General features: G+C 32.6%; 14 protein-coding genes. 8 read left to right on the plus strand and 6 right to left on the minus strand.

The genetic code is table 11. From position 1 onward, the window contains the following. Window positions 1–35 precede the first annotated feature (35 nt). The 8 genes from nrfD (at window position 36) to queG (ending at window position 9,024) form a co-directional block, all read left to right on the plus strand. Window positions 36–1,439: an NrfD/PsrC family molybdoenzyme membrane anchor subunit gene (nrfD, locus tag AB3G39_RS04325; RefSeq protein WP_367772192.1), complete on the plus strand. Its 1,404-nt coding sequence runs from the start codon at window positions 36–38 to the stop codon at window positions 1,437–1,439. After that, window positions 1,432–1,956, plus strand: a complete 525-nt coding sequence (locus AB3G39_RS04330; RefSeq protein WP_367755414.1) for a DUF3341 domain-containing protein — start codon at window positions 1,432–1,434, stop codon at window positions 1,954–1,956. Before nrfD ends, AB3G39_RS04330 begins: the two co-directional genes overlap by 8 nt. Window positions 1,957–1,963: 7 nt before the next feature. Beyond that, window positions 1,964–2,509 (plus strand): cytochrome c, encoded by a 546-nt coding sequence (locus tag AB3G39_RS04335; protein WP_367755412.1) that lies wholly within the window; start codon window positions 1,964–1,966, stop codon window positions 2,507–2,509. 27 nt (window positions 2,510–2,536) lie between these two features. Then, window positions 2,537–3,895, plus strand: coding sequence for a quinol:cytochrome C oxidoreductase (locus AB3G39_RS04340; RefSeq protein WP_367772190.1), 1,359 nt, complete (start codon window positions 2,537–2,539; stop codon window positions 3,893–3,895). A 19-nt stretch (window positions 3,896–3,914) separates the two neighbouring features. After that, window positions 3,915–5,069: a cytochrome c oxidase subunit II gene (locus AB3G39_RS04345; protein ID WP_369752608.1), complete on the plus strand. Its 1,155-nt coding sequence runs from the start codon at window positions 3,915–3,917 to the stop codon at window positions 5,067–5,069. A 28-nt stretch (window positions 5,070–5,097) separates the two neighbouring features. Beyond that, window positions 5,098–6,894 carry a cbb3-type cytochrome c oxidase subunit I gene (locus tag AB3G39_RS04350; RefSeq protein WP_369752607.1) on the plus strand — a complete coding sequence of 599 codons (1,797 nt, stop codon included), beginning with the start codon at window positions 5,098–5,100 and terminating at the stop codon, window positions 6,892–6,894. A 78-nt stretch (window positions 6,895–6,972) separates the two neighbouring features. Further along, entirely contained in the window at window positions 6,973–7,995 is a 1,023-nt protein-coding gene (gene ruvB / locus AB3G39_RS04355) for a Holliday junction branch migration DNA helicase RuvB (RefSeq protein ID WP_367755404.1), read from the plus strand. Between the two features lie 105 nt (window positions 7,996–8,100). Beyond that, window positions 8,101–9,024, plus strand: coding sequence for a tRNA epoxyqueuosine(34) reductase QueG (gene queG / locus AB3G39_RS04360; protein ID WP_369754103.1), 924 nt, complete (start codon window positions 8,101–8,103; stop codon window positions 9,022–9,024). A 20-nt stretch (window positions 9,025–9,044) separates the two neighbouring features. Here the strand turns inward: queG and AB3G39_RS04365 are convergent, their stop codons facing one another. The 6 genes from AB3G39_RS04365 to AB3G39_RS04390 all read right to left on the minus strand — a co-directional run bounded on the left by AB3G39_RS04365 (window position 9,045) and on the right by AB3G39_RS04390 (window position 17,101). After that, window positions 9,045–10,076, minus strand: coding sequence for a LacI family DNA-binding transcriptional regulator (locus tag AB3G39_RS04365; RefSeq protein WP_369766101.1), 1,032 nt, complete (start codon window positions 10,074–10,076; stop codon window positions 9,045–9,047). A gap of 246 nt (window positions 10,077–10,322) precedes the next feature. Beyond that, window positions 10,323–11,342: a LacI family DNA-binding transcriptional regulator gene (locus tag AB3G39_RS04370; protein WP_367755400.1), complete on the minus strand. Its 1,020-nt coding sequence runs from the start codon at window positions 11,340–11,342 to the stop codon at window positions 10,323–10,325. A gap of 149 nt (window positions 11,343–11,491) precedes the next feature. Beyond that, entirely contained in the window at window positions 11,492–13,183 is a 1,692-nt protein-coding gene (locus tag AB3G39_RS04375; protein WP_369766260.1) for an alpha-glucosidase, read from the minus strand. Between the two features lie 51 nt (window positions 13,184–13,234). Further along, a complete protein-coding gene (locus AB3G39_RS04380; RefSeq protein ID WP_369769708.1) occupies window positions 13,235–14,137 on the minus strand; it encodes a carbohydrate kinase in 903 nt (300 codons plus the stop codon). Next, complete coding sequence (locus AB3G39_RS04385) at window positions 14,127–15,464, minus strand: sugar porter family MFS transporter (RefSeq protein ID WP_367772183.1); 1,338 nt, start codon at window positions 15,462–15,464, stop codon at window positions 14,127–14,129. The genes AB3G39_RS04380 and AB3G39_RS04385 overlap by 11 nt, the downstream gene beginning before the upstream one ends. Window positions 15,465–15,502: 38 nt before the next feature. Further along, complete coding sequence (locus AB3G39_RS04390) at window positions 15,503–17,101, minus strand: glycoside hydrolase family 32 protein (RefSeq protein ID WP_369766103.1); 1,599 nt, start codon at window positions 17,099–17,101, stop codon at window positions 15,503–15,505. Window positions 17,102–17,157 lie beyond the last annotated feature (56 nt).

Consider the following 17,157-nt stretch of genomic DNA (forward strand, 5'->3'; position numbering starts at 1 on the left):
AAAAAATTATTAATTAAGAAACAATATAAAGTATTATGTCGTCTCACTACGAAGCAACCATTAGAAAACCCTTAGTTATAGGTGATAAATCTTATCACGACGTAACAGTAGACATAGCTGCACCTGTTGAAGGAAAAGCTAACAAGCATTGGTGGATTGTATTTACAATCGCATTAATAGCCTTCCTTTGGGGAGTGAGCTGTATAATTTACACCGTGTCTACAGGTATAGGAACATGGGGATTAAATAAAACTGTTGGATGGGCATGGGATATCACGAACTTCGTTTGGTGGGTAGGTATTGGTCACGCAGGAACATTAATATCTGCAGTTCTATTATTATTCCGTCAACGATGGAGAATGGCAATTAACCGTTCTGCAGAAGCTATGACAATCTTTTCTGTTATTCAAGCAGGTTTATTTCCAATTATTCACATGGGTCGCCCTTGGTTGGCCTATTGGGTATTGCCAATTCCAAATCAATTTGGCTCACTATGGGTGAATTTTAACTCTCCATTACTTTGGGATGTATTTGCAATATCAACTTACTTATCAGTATCGCTTGTTTTTTGGTGGACTGGTTTATTACCCGATTTTGCAATGCTTAGAGATAGAGCAATAACTCCTTTTAATAAAAAGATATATTCTATCTTGAGTTTTGGATGGAGTGGTAGAGCTAAAGACTGGCAACGTTTTGAAGAAGTATCTTTGGTTCTTGCAGGCTTAGCAACTCCACTTGTACTTTCTGTACATACTATTGTATCGATGGACTTTGCTACTTCTGTTATACCAGGATGGCATACTACTATTTTCCCTCCTTACTTTGTTGCAGGAGCAGTTTTTTCAGGATTTGCAATGGTAAATACTTTGCTTATTATCATGAGAAAAGTTTCTAATCTTGAAGCTTACATTACTATACAGCATATTGAGTTGATGAATATCGTAATTATGATTACGGGTTCTATAGTCGGGGTTGCTTATATAACTGAGCTGTTTATCGCATGGTATTCAGGAGTTGAGTATGAACAATACGCCTTCTTGAATAGAGCTACTGGACCTTACTGGTGGGCTTACTGGTCGATGATGACATGTAATGTTTTTTCACCTCAGTTTATGTGGTTTAAAAAATTAAGAACAAGTATTATGTTTTCTTTTATCATATCTATTGTTGTAAACATAGGTATGTGGTTTGAAAGATTTGTAATTATTGTTACTTCTTTACATAGAGATTATTTACCATCTTCATGGACTATGTTTTCTCCTACGTTTGTTGATATTGGAATTTTCATTGGAACAATAGGTTTCTTCTTTGTATTATTTTTGTTATATTCTAGAACTTTCCCAGTTATAGCTCAAGCAGAGGTGAAAACAATATTAAAAGGAACAGGAGATAATTACAAAAGAGAAAGAGAAGCAAATAAAGATTCACATCATGAGTAATAAAGTAATATACGCCATTTATAATGACGATGATATATTGATGGATGCGGTTAAACAAACCAGAGCAGCTCATCATCATATTGAAGAAGTTTTTACTCCATTTCCGGTTCACGGTTTGGATAAAGCGATGGGGCTTGCTCCAACAAGATTAGCTATTTGTGCTTTCATGTACGGTTGTGTTGGTATAACAGTAGCAACAACAATGATGAATTATATAATGATTCAAGATTGGCCTCAGGATATCGGAGGTAAACCAAGTTTTAGTTTCATTCAAAATATGCCTGCATTTGTACCTATTATGTTTGAAATGACTGTGTTTTTTGCAGCGCATTTAATGGTAGTTACTTTTTATATGAGAAGTAAAATATGGCCTTTCAAAAAAGCTGAAAATCCAGATGTTAGAACAACAGATGATCATTTTTTAATGGAAGTTGCAGTGAATAATAATGAAGAGGAATTAGTTTCTTTTTTCAAGAATACAGGAGCTGTAGAAGTTAAAGTAATAGAAAAGCATTAATTTAGATATGAAAACGATATATAAAATAACACTATTATTTGGCATCACTATATTAGTAACGTCTTGTCATAATAATTCCGCACCAAACTATCAGTATTTTCCAAATATGTACGAGTCTGTTGGGTATGAAACATATTCAGAGTCTAATGCATTCAATAATGGTAAAGAGGGACAACTTCCAGTAGCTGGTACTATAAATAGAGGTTTTGAGCCTTTTGCTTATGAGAATACAACTGCTGATTATGAACTAGCTAAAGCTAACCTTAAATCTCCATTAGATTCTTTAGATAGAAATTCTGGAAAAGGTAAAGAACTTTTTGAAATTTACTGTATTAGTTGTCATGGTGCAGCTGGAAATGGTAAAGGTAAATTAGTTGAAAGAGAAAAATTTCTTGGAGTGCCTAGTTATAAAGATAGGGTTATCACAGAAGGGAGTATTTTTTTTGTTGAAACTTATGGTTTAAATGCAATGGGGTCTCATGCTAATCAATTAAGCGCTCATGAGCGATGGTTAGTTGCTGACTATGTTTTAAAACTAAAAAGCCAATTATAATTGTTGAACAAACTGATCGTAATAGATATGTATACATTTTCAAGTAAATTAAAAACTTTTTCTCTCGTCTTAATGGCTATTGGTCTTTTAGGAATTGGATATGGTTTTTTAAATGCACCTAAAGATATTCAAGAAGTGGAGAAAATTCTTGCTTCTGAAAGCCATGAAGGTCATGGTGAGGTTAAGCATGAATCAGCTGATGAAGCTCATGCTGTTAAAGCTTCTCATGAAGAAGTTAAAGATACAAATGAAGCTACAGAGCATAAAGAGCACTTAACTCATGTTTTGCATCAATTGCAAAATAAGCCTTGGGCAGCATTATATGTAGCTTGTATTTTCTTTATGTTGCTTTCAATGGGAGTATTAGCTTTTTATGCAATTCAGCAAGTTGCATTAGCAGGTTGGTCTCCAGTTTTGTTTAGAGTAATGCAAGGAATCACAGCTTATTTGCCTGTAGGTTCAGTTATATTCTTTGTTATCTTGATTCTTTGTGGTCTTCATTTTAATCATCTATTTGCTTGGTTAGTTGAAGGTGTTACAGATCCTACTAGTCCTAATTTTGATAAAATTATTGCTGGTAAGTCAGGATATTTAAACTTTCCTTTTTGGATTGTTAGAGCCGCAGTATTTTTAATTGGATGGAATCTTTACAGGTTTTATTCAAGAAAGAATTGTTTAGCTCAAGATGAAGCAACAGATGATGCTTTCTACAAAAAGAATTTTAACATAACGGCTGGTTTTTTAGTATTCTTTATCGTTACTGAATCAATTATGTCGTGGGATTGGATCATGTCAATAGATCCTCACTGGTCTAGTACTTTATTTGGATGGTATGTTTTTGCTAGTTTCTTCGTAAGTGGTATCACAATGATTGCGATGGTTACTTTGTATTTGAAATCAAGAGGGTATTTAGAATATGTAAATACAAGTCATATCCATGATTTAGCTAAATTTATGTTTGGGATTAGTGTTTTCTGGACTTACCTTTGGTTCTCTCAATTTATGTTGATTTGGTATGCTAATATTCCTGAAGAGATTACTTATTTCGTAACTAGAATACAATTATATAATTTGCCCTTTTTTGGTGCTGTTGTTATGAATTTTGTATTCCCAATACTAATTTTAGTAAATACAGATTTCAAAAGAATTACTTGGATACTTGTTATGGCAGGGGTAGTAATATTAACTGGACATTATATTGACTTTTTTAATATGATTATGCCAGGAACAGTAGGTGATAAGTGGTTTATTGGAATATCAGAAATTGCTTCTGTACTTTTCTTCTTAGGTTTATTTATTTATGTTGTTTTTACAGCATTGACTAAAGCGCCTTTATTGCCAAAAAGAAATCCTTACATCGAAGAGAGTAAACATTTTCATTATTAATATTTAAAGAAATAAACAGATGACAAGTTTGTTGGTAATTATAGTTTTAGTTTTATTAGCTGTTGCTTTATGGCAATTGACTAAAATATTTGACCTTACGCAAGTAGGTTCTGATTCAGACAGTTCTCAGATAGCTTCTGATAATGATAATAATGTTCAAGGTTATTTGATGTTTGGCTTTTTAGCTTTCATATATATATTTACTATATATGGTTTGTTTCAATGGGGACCTTTAGTTCTTCATACACCAGCATCAGCACATGGAGGTCAGGTTGACAACTTGATGAACATTACTTGGGTTTTAATTTTTATTGTTCAAGCAATTACGCAAGTTTTATTACATTATTTTGCTTTTAAATATAGAGGTAAAAAAGATCAAAAAGCATTGTATTTTGCTGATAATAATAAATTAGAAGCGATTTGGAGTGTAATTCCTGCAATTGTTTTAGCTGGATTAATTCTTTACGGATTATATGCTTGGACAAATATTATGTTCATCGATGATGAAGATGATACTGTTGTAGTAGAATTATATGCACAACAATTTAAATGGACAGCTAGAATTGCAGGAGAAGATAATGTTCTTGGAAAAGCAAATGTTAGATACATTGAAGGAATCAATACTTTAGGTGTTGATCTTGCAGATCCTTATTCTCAAGATGATATTGTGGTTTCTGAATTACATATTCCTAAAGGAAAAAAGATTCATTTTAAAATGAGATCTCAAGATGTATTGCATTCAGCTTATATGCCTTACTTTAGAGCGCAAATGAATTGTGTTCCTGGAATGGTTACAGAATTTGCTTTTGAACCAATTTATACTACAGCTGAATATAGAGAATTACCTTATATGGTAGAAAAGGTTTCTAATATTAATGCTTTAAGAGCTAAGAAAAGTATTGCTTTAGTTGCAAAAGGAGAAACTGCTCTTGATCCTTATTCATTTGATTATTTGCTTCTTTGTAACAAAATTTGTGGTGCATCTCACTATAATATGCAAATGAAAATTATTGTTGATACTCCAGAAGACTATAAAAAATGGTTGTCTGAGCAAGCAATTTTAGTACAACAAGTAAAAGAAGCTAATACACCAGCTCCTGTTGAAGGTGCAATAAGTACAGATTCTTTAAAATCAAAAGATACAGCAGCTATTTCTAAAATAGCTATGAAATAATTAATAAGAATATTTAAAGTATACATATATGTCAGCAGAAGGTCACGATCACGGACACGATCACGAACACGAACATCATCATAAAGACACTTTCATTACTAAATACATTTTTAGTATTGATCATAAAATGATTGCTAAACAATACCTTATTACTGGTATTATTATGGGAATTATTGGAGTTAGTATGTCAATGCTTTTTAGAATGCAATTAGCATGGCCAGAGGAGTCTTTTAAAATATTTAATATATTATTAGGAGACAAATGGGCTCCCAATGGTGTAATGGCTAACGATATTTATCTGTCTTTAGTTACTATTCATGGAACTATAATGGTATTTTTTGTACTTACCGCTGGGTTAAGTGGAACTTTTAGTAATTTATTGATTCCACTTCAAATTGGTGCTAGAGATATGGCTTCTGGTTTTATGAATATGATTTCGTATTGGTTATTCTTTTTGTCTAGCGTAATCATGATTGGGTCTCTTTTTGTAGAATCAGGTCCTGCTAATGCTGGTTGGACAATCTACCCTCCTTTAAGTGCATTGCCTCAGGCTATTTCAGGTTCTGGTTTAGGTATGACTTTATGGTTAGTTTCAATGGCTATATTTATTGCATCTTCTTTAATGGGATCTTTGAATTATGTAGTTACAGTAATTAATTTGAGAACAAAAGGAATGTCTATGACTAGACTACCTTTAACTATATGGGCATTTTTTGTAACCGCTATTATTGGTATCGTTTCATTTCCTGTTCTTTTATCAGCTGCTTTATTATTGATTTTTGATAGAAGTTTTGGTACTTCTTTCTTCTTGTCTGATATATATATTGCGGGTGAAGTATTACATTATCAAGGTGGTTCTCCAGTATTGTTCGAACACTTGTTTTGGTTTTTAGGACATCCTGAGGTTTATATCGTTTTGCTACCTGCATTGGGTATTACTTCTGAAGTTATTGCTACAAATTCACGTAAACCTATTTTTGGTTATAGAGCGATGATTATGTCAATTTTAGCTATTGCATTTTTATCAACTATTGTTTGGGGTCACCATATGTTTATCTCAGGAATGAATCCATTTCTAGGTTCTGTATTTACCTTTACAACTCTATTGATTGCAATACCATCTGCCGTTAAAGCTTTTAACTACATTACCACTCTTTGGAAAGGTAATCTACAATTAAATCCAGCAATGTTATTCTCTATCGGATTAGTTTCTACTTTTATTACTGGTGGATTGACTGGAATTATATTAGGAGATAGTACATTAGATATTAATGTTCACGATACTTATTTTGTTGTAGCACACTTTCACTTAGTAATGGGTATTTCTGCTCTTTATGGTATGTTTGCTGGAATCTATCACTGGTTTCCTAAAATGTTTGGAAGAATGCTTAATAAAAACTTAGGGTATGTTCACTTTTGGGTAACTGCGATTTGTGCTTACGGTGTTTTCTTTCCAATGCACTTTATTGGACTAGCAGGTTTACCAAGACGTTATTATACAAATACTAATTTTCCTTTATTTGATGATTTACAAAACGTAAATGTATTGATTACTACTTTCGCATTAATTGGTGGAGCTTTTCAATTGGTATTTTTGTATAACTTTTTTAGCAGTATTTTCTACGGTAAGAAAGCGGTACAAAACCCTTGGAAATCTAATACTCTTGAATGGACAGCGCCTGTAGAACATATGCATGGAAACTGGCCTGGAGAAATTCCGGAAGTTCATAGATGGCCATATGATTATAGTAACCCAAGTCATGTCGAAGATTTTGTTCCTCAAAATATTCCAATGAAACCAGGTGAAGAAGTTTTACATCACTAGATTTTATTTATATATAAAATGCCTTTCTAAATGGAAAGGCATTTTTTTTTAGTTCTAACTTTGTCTTATCTTTGTTGTATGAATGAGAATCTAGATCCAACTACCAATGGTTATAATTCGGAAGAATTTGATCTTGAAAAAAAATTAAGACCTTTATCATTTGATGATTTTGCTGGACAAGATCAAGTGTTAGAAAACCTTAAGGTTTTTGTTGAAGCAGCTAACCAAAGGAATGAAGCTTTGGACCATACCCTTTTCCATGGACCTCCAGGATTAGGGAAAACTACATTGGCTAATATTTTGGCTAATGAATTGCAGGTGGGTATAAAAATCACATCTGGTCCTGTTTTAGATAAACCGGGCGATTTAGCTGGTTTGCTAACTAATCTTGAGGAAAGAGATGTTTTATTCATTGATGAAATCCATCGGTTGAGCCCCATTGTGGAAGAATATTTATATTCAGCAATGGAGGATTTTAAGATCGATATTATGATTGAATCTGGACCAAATGCGCGTACGGTCCAAATCAATTTAAATCCATTTACATTAATAGGTGCCACTACTCGTTCAGGTCTTTTAACGGCTCCTATGAGGGCTCGTTTCGGAATATCATCACGCTTGCAATATTATACAGCAGAACTATTAACAACTATCGTAGAACGTAGCGCAAGTATTTTGAAAATGCCTATTTCTTTAGAAGCAGCCATTGAAATTGCTGGTAGAAGTAGAGGAACACCTCGTATCGCAAATGCTTTGTTGCGTAGGGTACGTGATTTTGCCCAAATTAAAGGAAACGGAACTATTGACGTTGCTATCGCTCGTTATGCCTTAAAAGCGTTAAATGTTGATGCACACGGATTAGATGAAATGGACAATAAAATTCTAAATACTATTATTGATAAGTTCAAGGGAGGCCCTGTAGGGTTATCTACTTTAGCAACGGCGGTTTCGGAAAGTAGTGAAACAATTGAAGAGGTATATGAACCTTTTTTGATTCAAGAAGGTTTTATTATGAGAACTCCTAGAGGAAGAGAAGTCACCGAAAAAGCATATAAGCATTTAGGGAAAGTTAATTCTAATATTCAAGGAGGTTTGTTTTAATTTTTAAGAAGCTATTTCCTGCTGTCCGCTATATCTTTACTTGCATAAAGAAAGCAAGTAAAGGATGCCGCTGCCATCAGGGCTAAAACATCATTTATAAGATATATTATTAATTCTAAAACAAAATATACCCAATTTATAAAAGCAGAAGCGAAACGGCTCGGTTTCCTTTCATGTGGTATATCCAAAGCTGGTTTTTTAGAACAAGAAGCACCAAGATTAGAAACTTGGCTAAATAACAACCATAACGGACAAATGTCCTATATGGAAAATAATTTTGACAAACGTTTAAACCCTACTTTACTGGTTGATGATTCAAAAAGTGTGGTTTCTTTACTCCTAAATTATTACCCAGAACAATTTCAAGAAACTGATTCTTATAAAATTTCAAAATATGCTTATGGTAAAGATTACCATTTTGTCATCAAAGAAAAATTAAATGAACTTCTTTTTTCTATTCAATCTACAATAGGAGAGGTGTCAGGACGTGCTTTTGTTGACTCAGCTCCAGTGTTGGATAAAGCTTGGGCAGCCAAAAGTGGTTTGGGATGGATTGGTAAAAACAGTAATTTATTGACTCAAAAAGCAGGTTCTTTTTACTTTATTGCCGAATTAATTATTGATTTGGAATTAAACTATGATTACGCTACTACTGATCATTGCGGTACTTGCACTGCTTGTATAGATTCTTGCCCCACAGAAGCAATAGTTGCTCCTTACGTCGTGGATGGCAGCAAATGCATCTCTTATTTTACTATCGAACTTAAAGAAAATATTCCAATAGAGATGAAAGGGAAATTTGATGATTGGGCCTTTGGTTGCGATATATGTCAAGACGTTTGTCCTTGGAATAAGTTCTCTAAACCTCATAGTGAACCATTATTTAATCCAAATCCCGAATTATTAAAGTTTAGTAAAAAAGATTGGAATGAAATTACTGAAGAAACTTTTAAAGCGGTATTTAAAGACTCTCCGTTAAAAAGATCAAAATTTCAAGGTATTAAGCGTAATATTGATTTTATTAAGTAGCTTTTTTTTAGTGTGTAAATCTAATTATCGGTTTTTAATGAGGACTCTCTAATTAATACGTTGGTTTCTAGTTCGATAGTTCTAGGTGTAAAGGCGATATCATTTTTATGACAGTTCATCTCTTCTAATAGTAGATTAAATGATACAACACCCATTTCATTACTCGGTTGATCTACAGTACTCAATTTTGGAGTCAATACTTGCGACATAAACCAATTACTAAATCCTATTATTTTTACTTGTTCTGGAACTTTAATTTTATGATCGTTAAAATAGGACAATACACCTACTGCTACTAAATCAGTGATTGCAAATATTCCGTCTACATCTGGATGTTCTTCTATTATGTGTTTGGCAAAATAAACACCTTCGTCAAATGTAACATTTTCGCAAGTGTATACTAATTTTGAATCAAAAGGAATGTTGTTTTTCTCTAAAGCTTTTTTATATCCAATATAACGATCAATAGAATTTTGTGGGTTTAATGGGCCACGCAAATGAACAATTTTTTTGCACCCATTATCAATTAAATGCTGAACAGCGTTAAAAGCCGCTTTTTGATCATCAATAATTACTTTAGAACACTTAGAAAGTTTAGATATTTTATCAAACATGACAAATGGAATCTTTCTATTTATAATTTCCTTTATATGTTCGTCATTATTTGATTCATTAGATAGGGAGATTAAAATCCCGTCTACTCGTTTGTTAATTAGTAGTTCAACTTGTTTTTTTTCTAAGGCTAATGACTCGTTTGATTGTAAAATGATAACCAGGTAACCATTTTTTTCAGCTTCATCAATTATTGCATTAATAATATTGGAAAAAAAATGATGCATTACTTCTGGAATAATTAAACCAATAGTTTTGGATTCTTTTGTTCTTAAGTTTACTGCAAAACTATTTGGGGTATAATGCAATTTTTGTGCAAGGTCAATGACCGCTTTTTTAGTTTTTTCACTAACATCAGGGTAGTTCTTTAATGCTTTAGATACGGTCGTTATCGAAATACCTAATTTTGTTGCAATTTCTTTAAGAGTGATGTCTTTCATGAACTAATTTTCTAATAGTTTAAGTTTAAAAAATACATTTTCGAATCAACTATTTTTCTATTTTAAGGTCTGGAACTCGTTTAGACTTATTTTTAAATAAAATGGAGGTGTAATTTTCTTTACCAAGATATTAATTTTTATCTTAAATGTGTGTTATTTTTTTTATTTAACGAATAAATTAGATTAGTTAAAATTCAGGTAGTATTTATTAAAAATAAATTCACAAAGAATAATCTAGATTAAATTTTATGCAGAATCCCTTTCAATTATTTTAGTTTCTAATTCAATGGATTGAAAGACGACAGGTTTGTTTTTCTTTTTTAAGTCAATTTCATCAAATAAAATGGAAGCCGCTCTGTTGCCAATTTCAAATCCTGGTTGGTCAATTGTTGTTAGCTTTGGAGTTATTATTTCGGACATGAATGAATTGCAAAAGCCAAAAACTGCTATTTGTGCGGGTATTTTTAGCTCTATATCATTAAAGTATTTTATTATTCCAACTGCCACGAGATCAGTTATAGCAAAAATGGCTTCAATATCTGGGTGTTCCACTAAAACTTTTTTCGCATTTTCATACCCGTCTTCAAAATCGGTATTATTATCACATAAATATACTAGTGAGGGGTCATACACAATATTGTTATCTTCAAGTGCTTTTTTATAACCTAAAAAACGATCTATAGAATTTTGTGGCATATAGGATCCTCGAAAGTGGGCAATTTTTTTATGCCCTTTTTTGATAAGATAATTTACAGCATCATAAGCTGCTTTTCGATCATTGATTGCCACTTTTGAACAGTTGACTAATTTTGCGATTTTGTCAAAAAGAACTAAAGGAGTTTTATGTTTAATTATGTTTTTAATATGATTAAAATCCCCAGTTTCATTAGAAAGTGACATTATAATTCCGTCAACTCGTTTGTTTAATAAAAGTTCAATTTGTTTTTTTTCAACCTCTAGCTTTTCATTGGAGCGTAATATTATTACTTGGTATTTTCTTTTTTCAGCTTCTTCTAGCACACCCTTGAAAACTTTGGAAAAAAAATTGTAATCCACCGTGGGTATTATAACTCCTATAATTTTTGATTCTTTTGTTCGTAAGTTAACTGCAAAACTATTTGGGGTATAATTTAGTTTAATTGCTAAGTCTACAATCTTTTTTTTTGTTTTTTCACTAACATCAGGATAATTTTTCAGTGCTTTAGAAACAGTTGTAATTGACACCCCTAGTTGAGTAGCGATTTGTTTAAGAGTAGCTTCTTTCATGAATTGATTTCCAGATTGTTTAGAATGAAAAACTGTTTATTTGAAAACAAACTTACAATTTATTTATTGTAATTCAGATTTCAAATAAACAGTTACATTAAAAATTATAGTTGATTACGCTATGTGGTAGTTGAACTAATTATTCTAAATCAATCAAAATGAATTATCATCGCCTCATAGGGTCTTAATGAATTGCTTTTAACTTTATTACAATCTTCATAATTATCTAAAATCACTTCATGTTTGCCTAGCTTGAAATTTAAATTATAGGTAGCTTTTTTATTGGTAAAATTTAATAAAACCAATATTTTTTTATTGTTGAGTTCTCTTGTATAGGCATATACAGCTGAGTTGTTCTCATCCAATAAGGTATATTTACCATAAATAAGTGCGGGAATTTCTTTACGGACTTGAACTAATTTTCTAAAGTAATTCAAAACTGATTTTGGGTCCTTTTCTTGCTCTTCAGCATTTACCGTTTTAAAGTTTTGATTTACCTTCAACCACGGAGTTCCTGATGTAAAACCTGCATTTTTTGTAGTGTTCCATTGAAAAGGGGTACGTCCATTTTCTCTTGAAGTTTGTTTTTGTCCTTCTAAGAATCCTTCTAAATCTCCATTCTTGTTTTTCAACCCGACGTATTTGTTACGGGTATCTACATCTTGATAATCTTCAATAGAATCAAAACGAATATTAACCATTCCTAATTCATCTCCATTGTAATAAAAAGGAGTTCCTCTCATAGTCAGGATAAAAGTTGAAAGCATTTTTGAAGAGATTTCTCTAAATTTAGGGGTGTCATTTCCAAATTTACTCACCATTCTTGGTTGATCATGATTAGCAAGAAAAATGGCTAACCATCCTTTGTCTTTGAATGCATTATCGTATCTCGAAAATATTTTTTTATATTTTACTAAGCCAAAATCAAGCACATGCTTACCAATGTCAACACTTTCAAAATGATACGCAATGTCCAGTTCTTTTCGATCTGGATCTACAAATTGTAATGCATCTGCTGGTGAACTTCCAGCACCTTCGGCTACAGTCATGATGTCGTATTTGCTAAATACTTTTTTATTCATTTCTTGTAAATACTCATGTAAATGGGGTCCTACACCATAGTATTTTATAATGTCTTTTTCATACCCTTTTGGTAATTCTGGCCAAGTTGTATCTTTTGAGGCAAATTGAAAAGCATCCATTCTAAATCCATCAATTCCCTTGTCCAGCCAAAAACGCATGATATCGTATACTTCTTCTCGTAATTTTGGGTTTTCCCAATTCAAGTCAGGTTGTTTTTGTGAGAAGTAATGTAGATAATAGGAATCCGTTTTCGCATCGTATTTCCAAGCTTCACTATTTACATCAAAGAAACTCCATCTGTAGGGAGGCTTTCCTTTTTCGGCTGGCCACCAATGGTAATAATCTCTATATGGGTTGTCACGAGAACTTCTGGATTGTTTGAACCAATCATGTTCATCACTACTGTGATTGACCACTAAATCCATGATAAGTTTGATTTTGCGTTTATGCATTTCTTTCAACAAAACATCAAAATCTTCCATAGTCCCAAAATCCTTCATGATTTCCCGATAATTACTAATGTCGTATCCATTATCGTCATTTGGAGAAGTATAGATTGGATTTAGCCAAACGGCATCAATTCCAAGACTTTTTATATAGTCTAATTTAGATATTATTCCTTTCAAATCTCCAACTCCATCACCATCGCTATCTTTAAAACTTCTAGGATATATTTGGTAAACAACAGCTTCTTTCCACCATTTGGCATCTTTAACTGGGATTATTAGATTTTTATCAATTTGTGCGTTAATAGTCATGCTTATAAATAATAGCGTTAGTGTAAAAACAGATATAGGTTTCATAATTACTTATATTGGATTCATGAATTTAGTTATTTTTGAATTTGAAATTATTGGGTTAGCTCCTTCTTTTTCAGCAACAAGAGCACCTAAAGCACAAGCAAAGTCAAGAGCTTTTTGAGGGTCGTTTTGGGTTAGTAATTCACTAATTAAACCGGCCAAAAATGAATCTCCAGCTCCAACAGTGTCCGCTACCTTTATTTCATATCCACTATTGTAATAAAACGTATCGTCATAATATAAAATGGCTCCATGGCACCCTAATGTTACACATATGCGACTTGTATTTGTTGTTTCAGCTATATAAAGGATATTTTGCTTTAAAGAATGGTAAGGTGAATTTAGAAACTTACTTATTTCGTACAACTCTTCATCATTAAACTTGATAAAATCAGACTGCATCATCAAATTAATAAGTACTTTTTTCTTGTAAAATGGGGCGCGTAGATTGACATCAAATACTTTGTATTTAGCGTATCCTATTAATTCAACTAAGGTCTCAAAAGAGGTAGAATCTCTGCAAACTAGGCTGCCATAAATAAATGCATCTGCTTTTTTTACTGTATTTTCTATTTCTGGATTGCATTCAATTTTATCCCAAGCCACAGGATAATTAATAGTGTAAGATGCCGATCCTTTGTCGTTTAATTCTACTATTACTTCACCCGTTTTATAAACAGGATCAACCTGAATCAAATTTGTTTTTACTTTGTTTTTCTTTATGAAAGACAGGAGTTCTTTTCCAATTTCATCATTACCAATACGACTTACTATTTGAGTATTTATGCCCAGGGATGCAAGACGTAAAGCCACGTTTAGTGGTGCTCCACCAATTTTCTTGTGCGTTGGAAAAACATCATAAAGCACTTCTCCAAAACATACTACATTAGGTTTTTGTAAATTATTTTCCATTGCTAAGCATTTTATGTTCTAAATCTTCTAGTGACAAACCTTTTGTTTCAGGCATCATAAATAAGACAAATATTAACTGTAATACCATCATAAACGCAAAGAAAGCGAAAATTGGCCAAGGATTTTCTTTGAATAAATCGATTACTACTGGACCAGCCAAAGTGATTAAGGCAGCAAAAATCCAATGGATCCCTGTTCCAAATGACTGTCCATTTGCCCTAACGTTATTTGGAAATATTTCAGAAATAAACACCCAAATTACTGCTCCCTGACCAATGGCGTGAGAAGCAATGAATACGAGAATTGATACCATTAAAACAATTGGTCCTAGATTATTAAGAAAGGCCAAGGCCACCATTCCCAAACTTAAAATGTAACCAATAGATCCTATTAACATTAATTGTTTTCTTCCTAGAACATCAATTAACCGCATCCCTGCAAGGGTGAAAATCAGGTTTGTAAATCCAATTAAAATAGAATTCATTAAAGATTCTTTAGATCCTAATCCCGCCATTTCTAATATTTCTGGGGCATAATATAGGATGAAATTGATTCCAGATAATTGATTGAAGAAAGCCAGCAAAAAAGCTAAGATTACAGGTAGTTTATATTTGTAAGAGAAAATAGTTTCTTTAAAAGCTGAGTCTTCAACAAGGTCCTTTTTTATTTCGTTAAAATTGGCTAAAGCATCTTCTTTGTTATAAATCATTTCCAGTACGTTCATAGCAGTTGTATCATCCCTTTTTTTCAAGATCAACCAGCGGGGACTATCGGGTATTTGTGTGACAATTAAACTATAAACAAGTGCAGGTAAAGCTACTATTCCTATCATCCATCTCCAATCATTAACTCCTCCAAATCCTTCAAATAAATAATTGGAAAAAAAGGCGATTAAGATTCCAAAGACGATATTGAATTGAAACAGGGTACCTAATTTACCTCTGTTTTCAGGAGTAGATATTTCTGATATATAAATGGGTGCCGCAACAGACGAAGCACCTACGCCAATACCACCTATAAATCTAAAAAACGAGAATATATATGGATTAGGTGCTAATGCCGAACCTATAGCCGATACCAAAAATAATATTCCAATCCAAAATAATGTTTTTTTTCGTCCCCATTTATCACATGGTATTCCTCCTAGTAATGAACCTAATACTGTTCCCCATAATGCCATTGACATTATGAAAATTCCGTGAAACAGGGGAGTAGTATGCCACAATTCTTTGATTGGCAAGTTGGCTCCGGAGATGACGACAGTGTCAAATCCAAATAAAAATCCCGCTACCGCTACGGTGAGAGACCAGTTTCTAACTTTATTCATTTATTGGTTTTTTGGTTGTTTATTTATTGTTTTTTGGTTTATTTTTTATTCCAAATGTCTTTTATATAGTGGATTGTGAAATCTTTTATATCTTGATTTTCACTCGATATTAGGATCATTTTTGTGTACGGTTTATTTGGAAAAATTTGTTCAGTAAAGCTATAAATCCCTCCGTTTAGAAAGATTTCAATTGATGACCAATCCATGATGATTTGATAATCAATAGTTTTCGAAATAACATTAGGAATTACTGTTTTGTGAATTTGTTTCCCAAAGCTTTCTTCAAAAGCGACAATTCCGGAATGGCGCCTGTCTATAGAAAATGTTTTCTGCTTGGCATTGTACTCTACTCTTAAAGAATCGTGTGCTTCATTTGAGAAAATAAACTTTAAATCTTTATTTTCTCCTGTGAATTTAATTTCAGATTGATTTAAATTTCCATAATTAACAACTGCTTTTTCGTTTGCTTTCAAAGCAATTAGTTTATTCGAATAGTCCTGTTTTAATTGTTTTTGTAGTTGTTCAACAGGTTTGCTTTTTAATACATAATTATTGCTTATTTTTTCAAGTGAAAGTTCTCTCGGTAATGTCATAGCGCTTCTCCAATTTTTAGTTGGCGTATCTCTTGCATAATTCCAGTTACTCATCCAACCAATAAAAATACGCTTGCCATCAGGGGTGTTGTTGTAGGTGACACCAGCATAATTGTCTGTACCGTAATCTAGCCATTTGATGTCTTTTTGATCGCTTATGAAATTTTCACCGTCATAGTCACCAATGAAATATTGAGTACCTGAACCACCATTCGGTGCGCCAGGGTTGATGCTTATAAGCAACACCCATTTTTCTTCCTTTGAATCGGCTACTTTTAGTTTGAAAATATCGGGGCATTCCCAAACACCTCCATGTGCTCCTGTGTTTTTTCCAAATTCACTTTCAAACTCCCAATTAATTAAGTTTTTGGAGGTGTAAAATTGAGCGTGATCACCTGCTACTAAAACTAAATTCCAAAGATTTGTCTCTGGATTCCAAAAAGCCTTCGGATCTCTAAAATCTTTTTGGTTGGTGTTTTTTATGATTGGATTTCCATTGTACTTCAGCCAAGTATTACCTTCGTCCAAGCTGTAAGCTAATCCTTGTGTTTGAAAATCTTTTCTACCTGATTTCTCACCTTCCATATTATGATAAGTGAAAATCGCAACCATGGGAGGGTTTTCAAGAGTTCCTAATCCTGAATTATTTTTTAAATCGACAACGGCACTTCCTGAGAATATAAGTCCAAGTTTGTCAGGGAATAGTGCTATTTTTTTATGTTCCCAATGAATTAAGTCAGTACTAGTAGCGTGCCCCCAATGCATCGGTCCCCAAACGATGTCATCTGGATAATACTGATAAAATAGATGATAGATGCCTTTATAATAAACTAATCCATTTGGATCATTCATCCATTTTATTTCTGGAGTAAAATGAAATTGTGGTCGGAAAGGCTCTTTGTACCGTTTTGTTGAGTCAACTACTATTTTTTCATTAGAATTAACAGTTATTGCTGTTTTTTCTAATTTTTTAGCGCAAGAATAGAATGATAATACTACCGAAATTATGCTTAAAAATAATATTTTTTGTAATTTTATATTCATTTAATTATGGGTTGTGTTTTTTTATCATAAAATTAACATTCATTTTGAATAAATCA

The organism is Flavobacterium sp. WC2416 (assembly GCF_041200095.1).
In the GTDB taxonomy this organism is placed as follows: domain Bacteria; phylum Bacteroidota; class Bacteroidia; order Flavobacteriales; family Flavobacteriaceae; genus Flavobacterium.

Coding starts and splice junctions, on each gene's coding strand:
- AB3G39_RS04380 (WP_369769708.1), bottom strand. CDS start 14,137: ATGGAAAATAATTTACAAAAACCTAATGTAGTATGTTTTGGAGAAGTG.
- ruvB (WP_367755404.1), top strand. CDS start 6,973: ATGAATGAGAATCTAGATCCAACTACCAATGGTTATAATTCGGAAGAA.
- AB3G39_RS04350 (WP_369752607.1), top strand. CDS start 5,098: ATGTCAGCAGAAGGTCACGATCACGGACACGATCACGAACACGAACAT.
- AB3G39_RS04335 (WP_367755412.1), top strand. CDS start 1,964: ATGAAAACGATATATAAAATAACACTATTATTTGGCATCACTATATTA.
- AB3G39_RS04370 (WP_367755400.1), bottom strand. CDS start 11,342: ATGAAAGAAGCTACTCTTAAACAAATCGCTACTCAACTAGGGGTGTCA.
- AB3G39_RS04385 (WP_367772183.1), bottom strand. CDS start 15,464: ATGAATAAAGTTAGAAACTGGTCTCTCACCGTAGCGGTAGCGGGATTT.
- AB3G39_RS04345 (WP_369752608.1), top strand. CDS start 3,915: ATGACAAGTTTGTTGGTAATTATAGTTTTAGTTTTATTAGCTGTTGCT.
- AB3G39_RS04330 (WP_367755414.1), top strand. CDS start 1,432: ATGAGTAATAAAGTAATATACGCCATTTATAATGACGATGATATATTG.
- AB3G39_RS04340 (WP_367772190.1), top strand. CDS start 2,537: ATGTATACATTTTCAAGTAAATTAAAAACTTTTTCTCTCGTCTTAATG.
- AB3G39_RS04390 (WP_369766103.1), bottom strand. CDS start 17,101: ATGAATATAAAATTACAAAAAATATTATTTTTAAGCATAATTTCGGTA.
- nrfD (WP_367772192.1), top strand. CDS start 36: ATGTCGTCTCACTACGAAGCAACCATTAGAAAACCCTTAGTTATAGGT.
- AB3G39_RS04365 (WP_369766101.1), bottom strand. CDS start 10,076: ATGAAAGACATCACTCTTAAAGAAATTGCAACAAAATTAGGTATTTCG.
- AB3G39_RS04375 (WP_369766260.1), bottom strand. CDS start 13,183: ATGACTATTAACGCACAAATTGATAAAAATCTAATAATCCCAGTTAAA.